The sequence below is a fragment of the Plebeiibacterium sediminum genome (genome assembly GCF_026013605.1).
Lineage (GTDB): Bacteria > Bacteroidota > Bacteroidia > Bacteroidales > Marinilabiliaceae > Saccharicrinis > Saccharicrinis sediminus.
Genome location: NZ_JAPDPJ010000088.1, coordinates 1 through 17,699, shown reverse-complemented (window position 1 = coordinate 17,699; position 17,699 = coordinate 1). Strand labels below are relative to the sequence as shown.

The following is a 17,699-nucleotide window of genomic DNA, read 5'->3' as shown; positions in this document are numbered from 1 at the left end:
CTCAATTTTTGATGGAATGTCCTTCAAAATGCAGGCAATAGTATTTCGGTTTATCTGTTTATTTGCTTATTTGCCAATTATTTTGATCCACGAATGGTACGAATTTTAATTGCATTGCAATTAATTGGTATTTAGTCATCGAATTATTGTTGATTTTCTCGAATGATAGTATTGTATGTGGAGTTTCAAAACGTTTTGTATTGAGTTGATTAATATCAACTGATTTGTGTTGGTAAGGTATATAGATGATGCCGGAGGTATCAAACGTTTATAGAAAAGATGTATCTCTAAACAAAAAACGATTCCTGAGGTGTCGCACATTAACATTAAAAGGGTGGGGGGAACCAATACTATTACGATTTTAATTTATTCAGATAGTATTTACTCAATTTATATATGAGAGACATCGTTCTTGTTATAATGTTTTTATTACCATCTTTATCACTGGATAATACACTTCTTAAAAATGACATTTTGTTCTTAATACCTTTTGTGTTTTTTAATCGTTCAAGAGCAATACTATAACTGAAATCAGTATTTTGCTGATCGCTGTGGTGAATTAAACGAATCAAATCATTTTGTTCTTTTTCTGTTAATACTCTTTTGAAATGGTCAGGAATAAAATCAAATGCGTACCTGAATAGAAACTCTGTTTGAGATGTGATTAGTTGAATAGGCTCTAGCAATGCCAAAGCATTTAAATGTTTGATCAATATTTCTGTATTTAAATGTTCCTTTTGGGATAGGAGGATTAAATCCAGAAACCAGCTGATGCGAATTCCTCCCCGGCGCATGGTATGGTAGGCATGCAAACAAAAATAGATAAAGTTAATTTCAGGTGTAAAGGTGGTGATTCCTTTTTTTTGAAATAGGAAATCTTTCAAATACACATTGGGAATATTGTATTGGATATCTGTATCAAAAAGTGTTCTGTGTATTTCAATTAGTACACCCTTATAGGTTAAACCAGGTAATTGATGGCCGGTTTTTTTATCGTGACCAGCCTCTTGCTGATGGCTACTTCCACCATATTTTAGCAGTAAATCAAAGGCCGTTTGTGCCTGATCCTCCAGGAAAAGAATATCCAGGTCGCTCATGGGGCGTAGTGCAGGATCTGTATATACTTGTGTGGCTAATACCAATCCTTTTAATGGTATAGGAGAGAGGTGGTGTTCTTTAAATAGCGTTTTTACTTCTTCCCAAACTGTCAGATGTATAGTATTACGAATAAAAGAGGTGAGATAATCTTTTTTGAGTGATGCAATGAGTTCGTTTGTACGTATGCTTTTACTGTGATTTAATTGCTTGAATAAATAGGGAGCCAACCCATTTTTTAAGGCAAAAGTGTGACTGTATTCAAGGTTGTGGGGAAGGGGAATTTTACTTACTTCCGAATGAAGAACTGTTTGTAATACCCATTGTTCTTCAGGAGCCAATTGATCTATTTTTGATTTTATTCCCATATGGGATGCAAGATAGTTATTTTTCGGTTAGTTCGATTTTAACGCTGACAGGTTTGCAACGCTGTCAGGTTTGGAGATTGTTTCCAATTTATAAAATGCGAACACGACAGCGTCTTTAGACCTGTTGGCGTAACATATTTATATGGTGAATTATTATATAATTTTAATCAGAGCATATATTTTGAAGTAAGGTACTTTTATAAAAGTCTTTATTTCTACTGATCAAAAACTTATCTTTAGCCACAAATTTACTTTTCAATGCAACAGAAAAAGAGAATTATTGCCTTTATTGATTGGTATTTACCTGGATATAAAGCCGGAGGTGGCCAACGTGCCTTTGCTAATATGGTAAGTTACCTTAGGGATAGTTTTGATTTTTATATTATAACCCGAAATACAGATTTTCAGGAGAAGAAACCTTATTCCGGAATAGAAAGTGATATTTGGTTAGAAAGAAATGAAGGAGAAAAAGTATTTTATACCTCAGAAAGTAATATAACACATAAGTTATATAAGAGATTATATAATGAGATTAATCCAGATTTTGCTTATGTAAATGGTGTATATTCCTGGAAGTTTTCAATTCTACCGCTAATAAGTTTAAAACGATTATATTTTAAGAATAGAATTGTACTTGGTACATATGGCATGTTGGCAGCATCTGCCATTGGAATAAAGAAGAATAAGAAATTACTTTTTTTAAAAATTGCTAAGCTCACAGGATTATATCGTAATGTAAGGTTTCATGCAACCAGTAGTAGTGAAGTCGAAGATATAAAAACTGTTTTTGGTAATTGTGCTGATATAAAAGAGGCACCTCATTTACCAGTAAAAGAACTTCCTGAGCAGGTGAAAATAAAAAAGGAGAAAGGGGAATTAAAACTGATTTCTATTGCAAGAATTTCTCCTGAAAAGAATACTTTGTTTGCACTGGAAAAATTGAGAGAACTGGGAAATATTGAAGATCACATAGTGTTTGATCTTTATGGGCCTGTTTACGATCCAGAGTATTGGAAACAATGTAAAGAATTAATAGATCGACTACCCCAAAATATATCAGTAAATTATAAAGGTGTTATTGAAGGTAATAAAGTGTTTCAACTATTAGCTGAATATCACTGTTTATTTATGCCTTCGAGAGGTGAGAATTTTGGTTATGTTATATTAGAAAGTTTTATGGCCGGACGACCAGTTTTAATTAGTGATCAAACACCATGGAGAAATTTGCAGGATGAGAAATGTGGATGGGAAATACCCTTAAAGGTTAAAGGAGAAAGGTTAAAGGATAAAAGTGAAGATTGGACTAAATCATTACTTGCTTTGATGGAGATGGAGCAGGAAGAGTTTAATGGTTTGTGTAAAGGAGCCAGAAGCAGCGCAGAGAAGTTTATTAATAATCCTAGTTTGAAGGAGGGAAATGTGGGACTGTTTGTTTAGTTGTCGAATTGTTTATTTGTTCGATTGAAGTTCTGAATAAATTTTATTATAAAGAGCTTCATATTGTGATGCCACGACTTTGGGATTAAAGCGTTTTACATTTTCAAGTCCTTTAGATATTAAAGTATTGCGATATTCTTCATTTGCGATAACCTTCTCGATACCTTCTTTGATTGAATCTGTATTATAAGGATCAACAAAGCATGCAGCATCGCCTGCTACTTCAGGCATTGATGATAGGTTGGAAGTAATAACAGGACGACCAGTAGCCTGGGCTTCGAGAATAGGTAAGCCAAAACCTTCGTTTAAAGAGCAGAAACTTAACAGATCACAATCGATATAAGCTTGTCTAAGTTTTTCTTCAGGGATCTGAAATTGGTTTATATAATTAATATCGTTTTGTTTTAATAGCGTGGTAGTTGTATCATTTAGTTTCCCAATTATTTGTAAGTTACATCTGACACCCTCTAATGCATTTATTAAACGATCCAGATTTTTATTGGGTGTGGTACCAATATGTAAGATAGTTGGGCATTCTTTATTAAATGTTTTTTTAACTGCCTTATATTGGTTGGAAATGATATTAGGAATAACAACAATTTTTTCCGGTTTACACCGACCATATTTAATTAATTCCTGTTTAGTAGTTTCTGAGATAGTGGTCAAGTATTTCGATCTCTTTACCGGTAGATATACCCAAAAGAAACATAGAATAAAGCGGCTTATACCTTTTGAGTTTTTTAAAAAGGTAAAATCATGATAGGTATTGATGGTTCTTTTTTTAGAGAGGAAGGGCGTGATAAAATGAATATCGCCGGTAATATGATTTATTAAGCCTTGTTTTTGTTTTGCAAAAAGGCCATTTTTTATTCTGGATAGCATTCCTTTGCTATAATATGGTAAGATTACATTATTACAGCTAATTTCAGATGAAAATTGTGATTGAATATTGGAAAAAAGCTGTTCAATACTAAAATGAAAATTATATGGTTTGCGATGAAAATAATTTATTATTTTATTCATAAACCGTCACATTTTTTTTTATTAAAAGATAATGAAGAAAATACAATGTAATACTTGCTTTTATAATATGATTCAATGGTGTTAAGAGATCGTCCTCAGCTTTAATAATATAGATAAAAAGATATGGAATAAAGTAAAAATAGATAGGATATTTTCCAATCAGTGAGGTAAACTTTTTGAGAGCAAAAGAGTAAAATAAACCTACTGCATACATAAATAATAATCCTCCCCAATAGCCATAATTAGCCCATCCTTCTCCTAATAGACTTATATTCATACTTGTGGATCCACGGAGTTTTTGACCAGTAAAGCGTTCAAAACTTTCTTTACCTCCAGCTTTGACCTTATTGGGCATTAAAAATCGTGGAAAGATTGCTGCAATTACGGCATCTTTAATTGTAGAACCATTCGCATATGATTCTTTTTCTGGTACCCAATTCATTACCCAAGTTACTAAAGCTCCTTGATTGGCCCGAGTTATTCGAGCAGAAACATTATTCTCATCATTGAAGTTTTGAAAAGTTAATCGTTCAAGAATTAATTTGCCTAATAAGCTACTTCTTTCTATAAATGAGATGTTTCTTCCACTGTCTTCCCATACAATCTCGCGGTAATCTTTTTTTGCGCCATCAAGTGTCATGGTCATATATATTGCAAACAGGATAGTGATGAATTTTTTAGTAAAAGACAGATGATTATATTTTAACATATAATAAAGAAAGGCAAAAGTCACCCAAATTAAAGCAAGAAAGAACACACCTGAAAAAAAAGCATCTCTTAATACAGGTAGAAATGCTAATATAACCCAAAATGTTTTTTGTTCAAGAGAATTTTGATCCAATAAAACAATTATACCACCAATATAAGAGAGGAATATAAGAAGAGTAAAAAAATAGCTTAATCCACCTGGGGCAAAGGGAGTTATTACTACTCCTAAATAACCAATACCTATAAATTGTTTGGCTATTTTCTGTTTGTCATATAAAGATAGTCTTGTATTAATAATTGTAGTTGATATGTCAAAATCAAATGTAAATAACCCTAAAGCATATAATATTATACCAGGTACAGCATAATAAAAGTAATCTTCAGGGGGTATTTTGGGTAGAAAAGCTTTATCTGGATCTTGTATATAAAAGGCTAAAAAAGAAGATAAAAGAAGTTGAATGGAGGCAACTAAGAATGCTAATTCTTTAAGGGGTATAGTTTTACCTAATTTATTAATAAAGAGGTATAGGGCAAATAAAAATATACCAATACTTAGCATTGATATATAAGGAATAGGAAAAGCACTAGCAAGCAATAGAAATAGGAAAATATAAATATATAATTTTTGAGATTGCATAGTTTTGCTGAAGGATTTTAAGAGTTAAGGAATGCTATAATATTTTTTGAAATATTATGAAATGACCAAAGAGAAGCATTCCACTGAGGTTCATATAAATTGAAATTAATAAGTGAATTTTGTAAACTGATTCTATCATTGCTCTCAAAAACTGAACCTGTTTTTATGTTTACTAAATCATAGGCACATCCTACCTTATCACTTACTAATACAGGCCTGTTGCAAGCTAGAGCTTCATTAACAGCCAAACCCCATGTTTCTCCTGGTCCTTGGGAGGGCAAGCAGAAAATGTCACCTAAACGATAAACAACTGGCATCATGGATTGATTCTGAAAAGGCAGGAAATAAACGTCATTTAAATTAGAGGATTTTGATTTTAAATCTTTTTCTAGTTCTCCCGAGCCTAAGAAAATTAATTTAAAATTAGGATTATTCTTCTTTATATGAGTAAAGGCATCAAGAAGTATTTGCGGATTTTTTTTCTTTTCTAGTTTTCCAGCAAATAGAATTACTCTATCATTTTTCTTAATATCTAAATCCTGTCTCCATTTTTTTGCTTTCTCTTCATATTGTTTTTCATAACTATCAAAAAAACGTTCATTATCGATGGCATGGGGAACAAATACTAATTGATTTTCTTTAAGACCATGTGCTACGAAATAGTCTTTGTTATTTGTACCTACATAAAAGGCCGTATCAATTTTATTATATATATATGTTAGGAAAGCTTTTCGAAAAAGGTACTTGATATATGATTTACCATACAAAATTTGAGACTTAATATTTTTACCTTCAAATATTTGCTTATAATTTATTATATTATAATCTAATAATGTGCTATCACCTCTGAACAAGACAGGTATTTTTCCTTTAAAGTGGCGCATTGCCTTAAAATGAGCCTTAAAGTTCCAACCAAATACTAAAATATGTGTTGCCTGCCAATTTTCAATTTCTTTATTGAGAGAAGGGCAATCAATACCATTATAATGATGTATCCCCGGATTTTTAGACAAATTTTGAATAAATTGATACTCATACCCCTCCAGTAATGGAATATCCCAGTCAATCTTCCGATTGAAATCAGTATCGTAGTTATCTTGTTCCTTTTGACTCCATGTGTAAAATACTCTAAGTTTCAGTTCAGCTTCTTTAGTTAACATAGCAAACCAAGGCGCATTATATTGTATAGGGTGTGTAGTGATAATAGCCAGACGCTTCATTGTAATTTAATTATTTGATTGAAAAAGTCGATTTGTCTGGATGCCATTGTTTCATCTGAATATTCTTTATAAAAATCCCAATTGGTATTTGCTTTAAATTCTTTATTTCTTATTAAGGTTTTAATTGCTGATTCTAACTCATTTTGTTTAGCTAATAATTGCTCTTTATTATTAAAGGTAATTACAGGACCTGTATTACAGCCTTTTAGAATAGTGGAAACACTGCTTTTTTCATGGGTAAGGGCAATAATGGATTTTTCAGACAAGATGTAAGGGTAGATCTTTGAGGCTGTATAACCCGCATCCATAGATCCTGGAAGGATAATGAAATCCGCATCTAACATAACTTTGATTGCTTCAAAAAAGCCAACTCTTGCTGGCATTTCAGTTACGTATTTTTCTATTCCAACTTTTTGTGCAATCGGTATGGCAATGGAAGTGGCTTCAGGAGCATAGGATGAACCAACAAAATATAGGTGAATATCTAGATTAGTACTATTAATTATCGACATAAATGCCTTAAACATCAATTCTAGAGGTATAGGCATACCAGGAGTTACTGCCCCAGTATAGACAACATGTATACGACCATTCTTTCTTTGAAAAATTGGATTTTTTATCTTTAACTTTTCTACTATATCAAAGTCTGCTTTACTACTTGCAAATGGTATGACTGCTGAAGGGATATTTGTATTATATCTATGGTTTAATTTATCAGGGTAAGCCCATGATACAGCGATAATACCATCAGCATAAGGAACGGTCCACTTTTCTAGTCTAGAGTCTAAAAAATGAGCTATTTTGTATTTAGGAGGTTGATCATGTTTAGGTTTATTTAAATAAAAGTCGTTACGCCATGGGTCTTGCATATCCAGAATAAAAGGAATATCAAATTTTTTTTTCCAAATACGTCCCAATGTCATAGTTGGAAAAACGGTGGTGCTAAAATATATTAAGTCAAAGTTATGTTGTTTAATAAGTTCAGTACCTGCTTTCTTTAATTGCCACCAGGCTCTGTATCCCAGGTTTCCAAGTCCAACTTTTCTTGTTGCAGAAGCAGGTAAAGCTTTTACTCTAATTGTTCGGCAAAATTCACCGAATTGTTCAAGTACAGCATCTATTGGAGCTTCTGTATATACAGGCTCTACAGCCAAAACAGTAACCTCCCATCCCCACTTAATAAACCAGGGAATGCTGATTCGTACCCTATGATGATCTGGTGTGTTAACTGGTGGAAATGTTGGGCATATAACTAGTAATTTAGGCATAGAATTAATTTATGATCTCTTTCCAAATAAACTTTAATTTTTGGCATTCATTTTCCCAGCAAAGTGATTTGCTTGAGTTAAAGCGTTGAATTATTGTTTGATAAATATCTTCTTTGTTATTCAATAAGTATTTAATGGTACTCTTTAATTTACATGAACTTTGTTCAGTAATCTTACCTAAAGAAGGATTTATTTTTAAAAAAATTTTTTGAGCCTCTGTGTCTGTTGCTAAAATGAATAATCCAGCCTGTGCATAGGCTATGATTTTATTGGTTAAACAAAGTTGTCGGTTTAAATCTGTACTGTTAAATTCTAAAGCCAGTCCAATATCATGGTTGGCTAGTTCAGCGTGGAGAGCAGGTTGGGAGAGGGGGGGGATATAATTAATAGTTAGTTGATTAGATGATTTGTTGATTAGATGATTTGCAAAATTTTTAAGTAATGGTTGGATGATTTGTTGGTCAAAGACTGGATCAAGGTTGCCGATTAGTGTAAGAACGATTTGTTGATTATTTGATTGTTCAATTTGCGATAGAGCTTCGAAAAGTTGTTCAAGGCCACGACCAAAAGAAATAGTTTGTGAGAACCAGATCAACTTAAGTTGATTAGTTGATTCGTTAATTCTTTGATTTGAAGGTTCTTTGAATTCTGAAGCTGGGAAACTATTTAAGATTACATGATAATTCGGATGACCACCTATCTGTTTAAGTGTATATTTTCCAATAAGTGGACTGGCACTGGTTAATGCATTGGCTGAAGGAGCGCATTTTTTTAATAGATATTCAGTGCAGGATTTATAGTGTTCTCCTGCTTCAGGCACGAATATTCCTGGGTCATAATCTTCAATATCATATATAAAAGGGATATTTTTTTTTGAAGCTAATTTCCAAGTAGGGTATAGAGAGCCTAAGTTATGAGCTACCAATAAATCAATATTTTTTATCTTTTTTAAAGTGTGGTATATTTGTATTGAGCGTCGGGTATGACATAATGCATTAAAGAATACATTTGATTTAACAATTGGATAAATATACCTGATCAGTTTCTCCAATAAGGCCCAAAATAGCCAATGGATTTTTCTTTTGGGAGTGGCATCGAGCTGTATAAATTTAACAGAAGAACGTTCTTTTAACTGACTTTCATTTATTGCGTCACTCCAGTTACCTAATTTCCATAAAATAACCGTAACTGAGTAGCTTTCTTTAGCAACATCAATTTCTTTTAATAACCGAGGATTGGTTGGCAGGTTATTGGTTGTTAGAAATACAATTTTTCTTCTCATTGTTACTTATGGGGATTTTTAGGAATATAACCAACTTTATATAAAAATAGTTGAGTTCGTTTTGCTAGTTTCCACCCTACAAAAGAAGAGGTTATATTGAAAACTTTACCTCCTTCCATTCTTTTATTGCTACCTCCTAGTTCCTTTATTTTAAGTTTGATTAGTCTTGTTAAATTAGGATATGAAGGATATATTCTAAATAGCCAATCTTGATACCTATTAGCACATATTAATCTTGTCATTTCAGAATTTTCTTTACTTAAAATATGTTTACAACCTAAATCAGTAGATAATATGGCTGATTGATATGCTTTTAGAGATTTTGTGTTAGCCAAATTAGATTCTAGACCTGAGCGATAGTATATTTTGGCTCCTTTTGTAAACAATACTTCTTTAGATTGAAGTAATAAGCGAATACTAAATTCAAAATCATTGTTAAGACTTAATCCTTCATTCCAACCTCCGCACTTATTAATAACTTCTATAGGTATTAGCCATAGCCAGGCTCCCATCATGTCATGTTTTTGAGATAAGGCTTGTTTTATCCAATCAAAACTTGGTAAATCTTGCCAAACAGATTCAGGTTCAAACTGTGCACTGTTATGGTCATTGTTATAAAACCGTCCCCATTCACAAGAAGCAATACAATCTTTCTGTCCATTTATTTTCTTTATCTGAAGTTCAATATGGTTGGGATTCATTATATCGTCGGCATCAAAAAACTTTATGTACTCTCCTGTAGCAACTTTTAAGCCATTATTTGAAGCTTTACATTGTCCCATATTACTTTGATCAATGATTTTTATTTTATTACTATATTTACTTAAGATATCTATGGAATCATCGGTAGAACCGTCATTAATAGCAATAATTTCAATGTTTGAATAACTTTGATTAAATAATGAATGAAGGGATTCTTCTATATATTTACTTGCATTATATACTGGAACTATAATTGAAACCTTTGGGTTCATTAATCAATAAAATTAGTGTTTGGGAAAAAATCTTTGATGCTAGAAAAGTAAACAGCTTTGTTTTTGAAATAGTTACCTGGATAGAAGTTAACTTTTCTATTTAAAAGACTACCTAAGATAGCGATATGAAGTTTATCTGTATTAATTTCATTACATTTTGATAATTCATCGATAAAAGGGTAAATAGGAGAATGTATATCTTTATCTCTGGTAATATCGACATTGTTTTCAATTTCTACAGCTTTGCCACTGCCTTCCTTGTCCATTCTAAAGAAATTACCTGTACAATATTTTGATGGGAATTTTGTTTTTATGCTATCAAGGTACAAAACCATATCATGACAGAAAACAGATTCGGGCATAAACTTTTTACTTTCAAATTCGTCTCTTCTAAAGAATAAAGTATTAGTTAACTTATATTCTCCTTGATAAGTAGAAGGGAGGACTATGGTTTTTTTGAAAAGATGAGTTTTGTTTTTAAGTATATTGTATGAGTGGTTCCAGTTTTCACACCAAGCTCCACCTCCTCCATAAACTAAAACGCCATGTTTAAGAATTGGAATTATCCAATCCGTCTTTTTTATAGCACGCAGTTCTTTGAACTTTATATTATGGTCGTTAAAAAATTTTATTGTTGCATATCTAATAAGTGCATCACCCCAATTACCAGGATTTGCTACATAATATATTTTTTTTCCTTTGCTTATATTTTTGATTGTTTCAGCAAGTAAATAAAACTCTTTTAAAATCATTATGAATTAAGTTATAGGTTATCCCAAATATTGAAATGAATTTTTGATTTTTTTAATCCTTTAAATAAAGATTTTAGTGTAATACTTGAATTGATATAATATTTATATGCGTATTTAAAATTTAATTTTAAAACATGAGAATAAAACATTCTTGCTTGTCTTTGTTTTAAGCATTGTATTGCCAATTTGGTTTCATTATTATATAATGGTGATCTAATGTAGGTTAAATATTTTAAGCTAATTTGAGTAGTACACTTTAAGTACTTACTAGGATCTTGACCCAAATTATATTCTTGCTCTTCATGTATGCGCCACCAATGTAGACCTGGTTGAAAAACAACTACATCATATTCAGCACTAAATTTGAGCCATGAATCAAAGTCTCCAGAATATCTCATTTCTGTAAATTTACCTAATTCTTCAAATATCTCTCTTTTGATTATAGCCCCTGTTGGACCGATTGAGAAAAAGCCGTTACCTAGAAATTGTTGTTTATATACATCTCGTGAACTAACACAAAATGGGAATGGAATAAGAGTTTTAGTTGTATGCCAACTAATACCAAAACCTGCTTTAGGGAATAGCTCCATGGATGTTACCATGACTTCCAAACCATGAGGGTAAATTAAATCATCAGAGTCAAGGTATTTTATATATTTTCCCTTAGCATAGCTTGCGGCCTTATTTCTATTAGGATAATCCCCTAAGTTTTTTTCATTAACATAAACATTTATTCGTTTATCTATTTTCTCGAATTTATATGCTATTTCGACAGATTTGTCAGTACTTTGATCATCGACTATGATGAGTTCCCAATTGGAATATGACGAATCTAATACACTTTGAATAGCTTGAGCAATATATTTTTCACGGTTATAAACCGTCATTAAAATACTAATTAGAGGTTGTTGCATTTTTTATTAATCTTATATTTCTAACTAAAAGATTCGGTAAGACAGAATTATCCAATCGATTGGAAAAACAAAATTGTGTGTTAATTTTCCTTTTCAAATCAAGTTTTGCTGAATAAAACTTTTCAAAATAAAGTTTGGAATTTGTTTTTTCGTCAAATAATTTATTTGATGTTTGTCTCGCATTATTGCCTATATAGAGCAAAGAATCTCTTTGTTTGTTAAGGTTTGAAATAATAGATACTATATTTTCGATATTGTTTCTATCGACTAAAAAGCCATTTTCATTATTTGAAATAAATTCGCAAATTCCTGTTTCTAATTTATTTACGATAGGCACAAGACTGGCCTTCATTCCTTCAATAATAGTTAAACCTAAACTTTCTGCTTTAGACAATAATATGACAATATCGTTATTTTTATATTCTTGAATTAATTCTTTATTGGCAATTTTATTATGGAATTTAACATTGTCGCAGTTTTTCCATAATTTCCTTAATTCATTAATATTACCAATACCATATATATTCCAGCTAACTATTGTGTTTTGTTTTTTTAATCTAGCATCTATTTCTGGGAAAAGGAAGACACCTTTATTATCATTAATCCATCCTGCATAGATTATACTTAATGGTTTATCTGACATATTGTTTTCTTTAGCAGGAACATAAGGTACTGGAGGATATTGTGTGGTTATATCATTTATTCTATGAGGTATTAATTTCTCTAATTTACTTTGCATACCTTTGTTTATAGTAATAAAAGAATCAATACTATTTTGATGCTGTTTAGCAAGGTTGTAATAATATGGATAGTCACCATGTAGTATATATGCTAAAGGATTCCTAATTTTTAAATAAGAAGACATTTCTAATTCAAGCCAATCATTAGCAACGATTATTGAGTCTTCAGGAATCAATTTATAAAGTCTCTTTAATATTCTATTTCTTTTATCAAATTTATGGTATTTAAATTCTTTAAATATTAAATTATTACAGAAATTCTTAGGATTTATCTTATCAGTATTTTTATTAGAAATATCGGTGGTTGCTATTACAATTATAGTATTGTTAGAAATGTTGTTTCTTGTTAAATACCTAATAAAACTCGCTATCCCACCATCTACATTATTAGTAATAAAAGTAATTGTATTATGCTTATTTAGTAGCATTATTTTAGCAAATTAGTGAAGTATTGTTTTAAAGGAAGAATTGCCATTCTTAAAATTAGAAACCTATAATCAAAAAGAAATAATTTACTATTCTTTAATAGTAGCATATACATTTTTGCAATTTCTCCTTTTTTGAACAATTGAAGAGCCATGGCATTATTAACTATAAGTTCTTTTTTTGCTAGAAGAATGAAATTAATATTCTTGACTTTGATACTTTTATTAAATAATCTTCGTTTGAATGCTCTTTTTTGAATTTTAACAAATTGAAGTTGAGCTTCTATATTGTTTTTAAACTGAGAAATTCCAAAATCGTGAATTCGATATAAGTATAGTGGTTTATTAATGAATTTTATATTACCAACTTCTTCTAACTTGAAATAAAGATCTTGGTCAATAGCTTTTTCTAGATTAGCGTCAATACCACTAGATTTAAAATATAATTTTCTTTTAAAAGAAGCAAAGTGTGAAACTTTATTTGAATTACTACTCAGATATGATTCTTTCTTGCTAATAAGACCAACATAATCAGCAATTTTTTCAATTTCTAAATTGCTATTACAAATATAGTGTGTAGAGTATATTAGGCTAAGATTCTTTGAATAATTGTGCTCATTGACCATTACCTCAAGTGCTTCTTTTGTAATCGCATCATCAGGATCAACAAATCCACAAATTTCACCTTTAGCCATTTTTACACACTTACGTTTAGTATAACCACATCCTCTGTTGGTTTGATTGGAAACTATTGTAAATCTACTGTCTTTATTGTATTTGTTATATATCTTTTGACTTATTATGTCATTCGATGCATCATCTACAATTATTATTTCCCAGTTGGTGTAGGATTGAGCTAATATACTATCAATACATTGCTGTAAATATTGACCATTATTGTAATTAGCAATTAAGATGGAGAAGAGAGGGGTAGACTGATTCATTTATTAAAGCGTTATCCAATTAGAAGGTAGTCTTAAATTTATTCCATTGGTACTTGCATTATTCTGCCATTGATTTGGTGCTATAACTATTTTATTATTGTTAGTATTTAACCAAGCCGCCCACCAAGAAAATGAACTATTAGCAATAATTTGGTGGTGACATTGTTTTAATAAAGCAAAATCTTCAATATCAGATTTTGTTTGAACATACTCATGAGGATGTTGAATCTTTAAATTCAATTTACACCATGAAATATCATCTGAGAAAATATAATAATGAGCATTAATGGTATGCATGTTAATATAGTTGATAGCATTCTTATAATAATCTAGAGAGCATGTCCCAAATTTTTTTTTGTATATTGGATTAGTCACATAATCACCTCGTCTAACATGTATCCCAATAGTAATAGTTTTATTTGCTGTTATTTTGCTGAAAAACAAGTTGTTGTTGTTTATAGAGAGTTCCTTTTTTAAAACATCCTTAATTTTAAGGAAATATGCTTCGGACTGCCAGTAACCAGATAAGAATGTGTTTTTAGGAGCTTTAAAAATATGCGGATTTATATTTTTAAACGAATGCTCTACAATTACTTTTCTTGAATGAATGATGTCCTCTAATTTTTTCAGTTTAGTGATAAAAAAATTAGAAGGTTTATGTTCAAAAGCTAATAAATCGTTATATGAAGCAACACTATATTGGCAATTAAATTTATTAAGTTTAAATTCTCTTTTAGTATCTCTTTGATTGTTTTCAAACCAACTTAAATCCAGAAGTAATGGCACATTATGTTTTAATGATAACATCCTGCCTGTGGCGTATTGAAAAAGCTGATTACCTAAACCTCCTTGAATTTTGGATATAATCATATTTTTTATAAATTGTCAAATAAATATTAATTGGTTATACCTCAATAAAGGCTCCTTCCATTTTAGATTTCTTTCGGATTGAAATTAAATGAGGAATATGAAGTATGGATTTGAACATGGATATGAGATTTAAAAAAGATAACTTGAAATGTAATTTTAGAATCTTATTAAATATTATTGTAAGTTTATCACTTAACCACCTACGTAAAGCAAAGTGCAAACTCGAATTGATATTTAATAATTTGTTCAAATCATCTATATATATCCTTTTAAAATTCTTTAAAGGAGTGTTGTTAGAATGCTGAATTCTGTCATGGTAAATTCTTGTAATTGGTGAAATTACAATTTTCAACTTATGATATTTAAGCCTTGCTATGTAGTCTGTATCTTCGCCATAATGAGGGAAAATAGGATTAAAAAGCCCAATCTTTTTAATTGTAGCCCGTGGTATTAGCCATGCTGCTGCATTTGCATATTGGGCTTCATAGACCGGTTTAACCTTGTTAAAGTATAAATCAGAATAAAATGTTTTTGTTGAGTATCTTCCCAAATAACTTTCAAAAGCATAATCAAGCATATCTCCATATCCATTTAGATGTATTGGACTAATTATTCCATATTCATTATCTGTTTCAGAAATAGAAATTAACTTCTCAATTGTATCTGGCTCAATCCAAGCATCCTGGTTTAATAAAAAAGCATAATCAGCCCTTTCTTTCAGTACCCTTTTGAGACCAATGTTATTTGCTTTTCCAAAGCCTAGGTTTTTCATAGTTTCAATCACTTCTACCTGAGGAAAGTGATCTTTAATTATATTAGGAGTGTTATCTGATGATGCATTATCAATGGCCAATATCTTAATCGGTATGGTTGAGTTAATCAGGCTGCCAAAACATTTGTCAATCCATTTGGAGCCGTTGTAGGTGACTATGATGGCAATAATTTCTCTATTCATTTAACCAAGTATTCAAGTTTTTGTCTATTTTGCTCATCAAATTAGGTAGGTGTCTTTGTACTTTATCATTTGACCAATGCCACCATTGTGATTTTAATAGCACTGTAATGGTTTCATCATCAAAGCGTTTACGGATTACTTTCCCAGGATTACCCACAACAACACTATATGGCTCAATATTCTTGGCAATAACTGCTCTTGCACCAATAATAGCTCCATCTCCAATATTTACACCTGATAATATCATGGCATCTCGTCCTATCCAAACATCATTACCTATTATAACATCACCTTTTGAGCAGGCATCAGTCAATTTGCATTCATGATCATGACATTTAAAAGGAAAGTCTACTTCATGAAAATCTTGATTTATTACTTTAAAAGGATAAGTAGTAATATTAGAAGTAATGTGCTCCCCGCCTAATAATATCTTTACTCCTTTTGCGATCGAACAGTATTTGCCTATACTGAGAGATGCCCCTTGCTCCCAATCTATTACTTCGGGTCTCCCATAAGTAAACTCCGCTATATTGTATTTTTTTAGTTCAGGGAATGTATTTGTAAATAATAATCTTTCTTTGGGGGGCTGTTTCTTTATTTTATTTAAATAGTATATCAGTTTGTTTATTATTTTATTTCTCATAATAATTGATTTGAAATATTCCATTTAAGCATTGGTCTAACGAGCCCTGGCCAATTGCCACCAACATTCTTACGGACTGTATTTCCCGAAAAAGAATCCGTTATATTAAAACCAATAGCATCTTTCTTTATGCAATGCACCATATTAGGATTGAAGTGACCAATGGCAACAAGTACCTTGTATTTTCCTTCTGCTAAAAAATTGGGAGGTATAATACATTCTGCTGTGCGTTCTCCATAGCCACTCATATTGTCCCACTGTGGAGAATTGAATTCATTGCTTGCAAAGAGCGTATTGTCAGCGGCATCTAATACGTGAATAATAGCAGTATTTTTATTTTGAGCTTTATTATTGATATATTTAATCTTTATCCTAATAGGTTCATCAATTAAATAACGATCAGTAATGATATCTTGAGAATTAACCACTTCAACAGATAATAGCTTTGCGAAATCATTACCAGGTGCTTTTTCTTTAGTATAATATAATGAAGGCTTTAATTCGGCGGCGGTTTCCAAATAGGTATTAATAACTTTTTTAATCTCACCTTCGTTAGTAACTATGCCATTTCTTAACATAATTCCTTTATTGCAGAGCGTTTCAATACTAGCCATATTATGACTTACAAATAAAACAGTCCTCCCATCATTGGTACTTACATCCTGCATCTTCCCAATGGCTTTTTTCTGAAACTCGGCATCACCCACAGCCAGTACTTCATCTACAACCAGTATTTCAGGCTCCAGATGAGCAGCAATGGCAAAGCCCAGGCGCACGGTCATACCGCTGGAGTAGCGTTTAGTGGGAGTGTCGAGGTATTTGGCCACGCCGGCAAACTCCACTATTTCATCCAGCTTACGTTCGATCTCCCACTTGCGCATACCCATAATGGTACCATTCATATAGATGTTTTCGCGGCCTGTCATCTCTGGGTGAAAGCCTGTGCCTACTTCTAACAGGGAAGCCATGCGGCCTTTTACCTTAATGCTGCCTGTGGTAGGTGAGGTAACGCGGGAGAGGAGTTTTAAAAGAGTAGATTTACCTGCTCCGTTTTTACCAATGATACCCAGCACTTCTCCTTCTTTTACTTCGAGGTTGATATCGCGCAGAGCGGCTACCAACTCGCCTTTTTGGGCTTTTTGGGTGCGGTCGTTTACATGGCCTACTTTGGCGTAAGGGTCGTCCTGGCCAAGGATATTCATGCGTACCCAGCGGTTGAGGTCATGACTTAACGTGCCAGTACCTACTTCACCTAAACGGTAGATCTTACTTAAATTTTCTATTTTTATTACTGTCTTCGACATATGATATTGTCAACGAAATTTTTAATGTAAAGTTACTGCTTCGCAGTAGTTTGTTTTTGTCCACAGATTAAGCGGATTAAACGGATAATGATTGCTACGCAATTTTTTTTCGTCCGCTAATTACGCAAATGGATGCGAAT

At 31.7% G+C, this 17,699-nt stretch carries 16 protein-coding genes; 1 reads left to right on the top strand and 15 read right to left on the bottom strand.

What is annotated here, in order from left to right; all coding sequences use genetic code 11:
• Positions 1 to 353 precede the first annotated feature (353 nt).
• Positions 354 to 1,463, bottom strand: coding sequence for a nucleotidyltransferase family protein (locus tag OM075_RS22245; protein ID WP_301192763.1), 1,110 nt, complete (start codon positions 1,461 to 1,463; stop codon positions 354 to 356).
• 258 nt (positions 1,464 to 1,721) lie between these two features.
• Between OM075_RS22245 and OM075_RS22240 the strand changes: the two genes are divergently transcribed.
• Complete coding sequence (locus OM075_RS22240; protein ID WP_301192762.1) at positions 1,722 to 2,900, top strand: glycosyltransferase family 4 protein; 1,179 nt, start codon at positions 1,722 to 1,724, stop codon at positions 2,898 to 2,900.
• Positions 2,901 to 2,912: 12 nt separating this feature from the next.
• Here OM075_RS22240 and OM075_RS22235 read toward each other — a convergent pair whose 3' ends face one another.
• Genes OM075_RS22235 through OM075_RS22170 form a run of 14 tightly spaced genes read right to left on the bottom strand, consistent with a single transcriptional unit; the run spans position 2,913 to position 17,559 of the window.
• Positions 2,913 to 3,923, bottom strand: a complete 1,011-nt coding sequence (locus tag OM075_RS22235; RefSeq protein ID WP_301192761.1) for a glycosyltransferase family 4 protein — start codon at positions 3,921 to 3,923, stop codon at positions 2,913 to 2,915.
• A complete protein-coding gene (locus OM075_RS22230; protein ID WP_301192760.1) occupies positions 3,916 to 5,268 on the bottom strand; it encodes a hypothetical protein in 1,353 nt (450 codons plus the stop codon). Before OM075_RS22230 ends, OM075_RS22235 begins: the two co-directional genes overlap by 8 nt.
• Before the next feature lie 17 nt (positions 5,269 to 5,285).
• Entirely contained in the window at positions 5,286 to 6,428 is a 1,143-nt protein-coding gene (locus OM075_RS22225; protein WP_301192759.1) for a glycosyltransferase family 4 protein, read from the bottom strand.
• Between the two features lie 56 nt (positions 6,429 to 6,484).
• Positions 6,485 to 7,756, bottom strand: a complete 1,272-nt coding sequence (locus OM075_RS22220; protein ID WP_301192758.1) for a glycosyltransferase — start codon at positions 7,754 to 7,756, stop codon at positions 6,485 to 6,487.
• A gap of 4 nt (positions 7,757 to 7,760) precedes the next feature.
• Positions 7,761 to 9,038 (bottom strand): glycosyltransferase family protein, encoded by a 1,278-nt coding sequence (locus OM075_RS22215; protein ID WP_301192757.1) that lies wholly within the window; start codon positions 9,036 to 9,038, stop codon positions 7,761 to 7,763.
• Positions 9,039 to 9,040: 2 nt separating this feature from the next.
• Positions 9,041 to 10,012 carry a glycosyltransferase family 2 protein gene (locus OM075_RS22210; RefSeq protein WP_301192756.1) on the bottom strand — a complete coding sequence of 324 codons (972 nt, stop codon included), beginning with the start codon at positions 10,010 to 10,012 and terminating at the stop codon, positions 9,041 to 9,043.
• A complete protein-coding gene (locus OM075_RS22205; protein WP_301192755.1) occupies positions 10,012 to 10,764 on the bottom strand; it encodes a polysaccharide pyruvyl transferase family protein in 753 nt (250 codons plus the stop codon). The genes OM075_RS22210 and OM075_RS22205 overlap by 1 nt, the downstream gene beginning before the upstream one ends.
• 11 nt (positions 10,765 to 10,775) lie before the next feature.
• Positions 10,776 to 11,678 (bottom strand): glycosyltransferase family 2 protein, encoded by a 903-nt coding sequence (locus OM075_RS22200; protein ID WP_301192754.1) that lies wholly within the window; start codon positions 11,676 to 11,678, stop codon positions 10,776 to 10,778.
• Positions 11,659 to 12,846 carry a glycosyltransferase family 4 protein gene (locus OM075_RS22195; RefSeq protein WP_301192753.1) on the bottom strand — a complete coding sequence of 396 codons (1,188 nt, stop codon included), beginning with the start codon at positions 12,844 to 12,846 and terminating at the stop codon, positions 11,659 to 11,661. The genes OM075_RS22200 and OM075_RS22195 overlap by 20 nt, the downstream gene beginning before the upstream one ends.
• Positions 12,846 to 13,787: a glycosyltransferase gene (locus OM075_RS22190; protein WP_301192752.1), complete on the bottom strand. Its 942-nt coding sequence runs from the start codon at positions 13,785 to 13,787 to the stop codon at positions 12,846 to 12,848. The genes OM075_RS22195 and OM075_RS22190 overlap by 1 nt, the downstream gene beginning before the upstream one ends.
• A 3-nt stretch (positions 13,788 to 13,790) precedes the next feature.
• Positions 13,791 to 14,657 (bottom strand): alpha-1,2-fucosyltransferase, encoded by an 867-nt coding sequence (locus OM075_RS22185; protein WP_301192751.1) that lies wholly within the window; start codon positions 14,655 to 14,657, stop codon positions 13,791 to 13,793.
• Positions 14,658 to 14,691: 34 nt separating this feature from the next.
• The gene (locus tag OM075_RS22180; protein WP_301192750.1) at positions 14,692 to 15,612 is read right to left on the bottom strand and encodes a glycosyltransferase family 2 protein; all 921 of its coding nucleotides are present in this window, start codon (positions 15,610 to 15,612) and stop codon (positions 14,692 to 14,694) included.
• Positions 15,605 to 16,255, bottom strand: coding sequence for a CatB-related O-acetyltransferase (locus tag OM075_RS22175; protein ID WP_301192749.1), 651 nt, complete (start codon positions 16,253 to 16,255; stop codon positions 15,605 to 15,607). The genes OM075_RS22180 and OM075_RS22175 overlap by 8 nt, the downstream gene beginning before the upstream one ends.
• The gene (locus tag OM075_RS22170; protein ID WP_301192748.1) at positions 16,252 to 17,559 is read right to left on the bottom strand and encodes an ABC transporter ATP-binding protein; all 1,308 of its coding nucleotides are present in this window, start codon (positions 17,557 to 17,559) and stop codon (positions 16,252 to 16,254) included. Before OM075_RS22170 ends, OM075_RS22175 begins: the two co-directional genes overlap by 4 nt.
• Positions 17,560 to 17,699 lie beyond the last annotated feature (140 nt).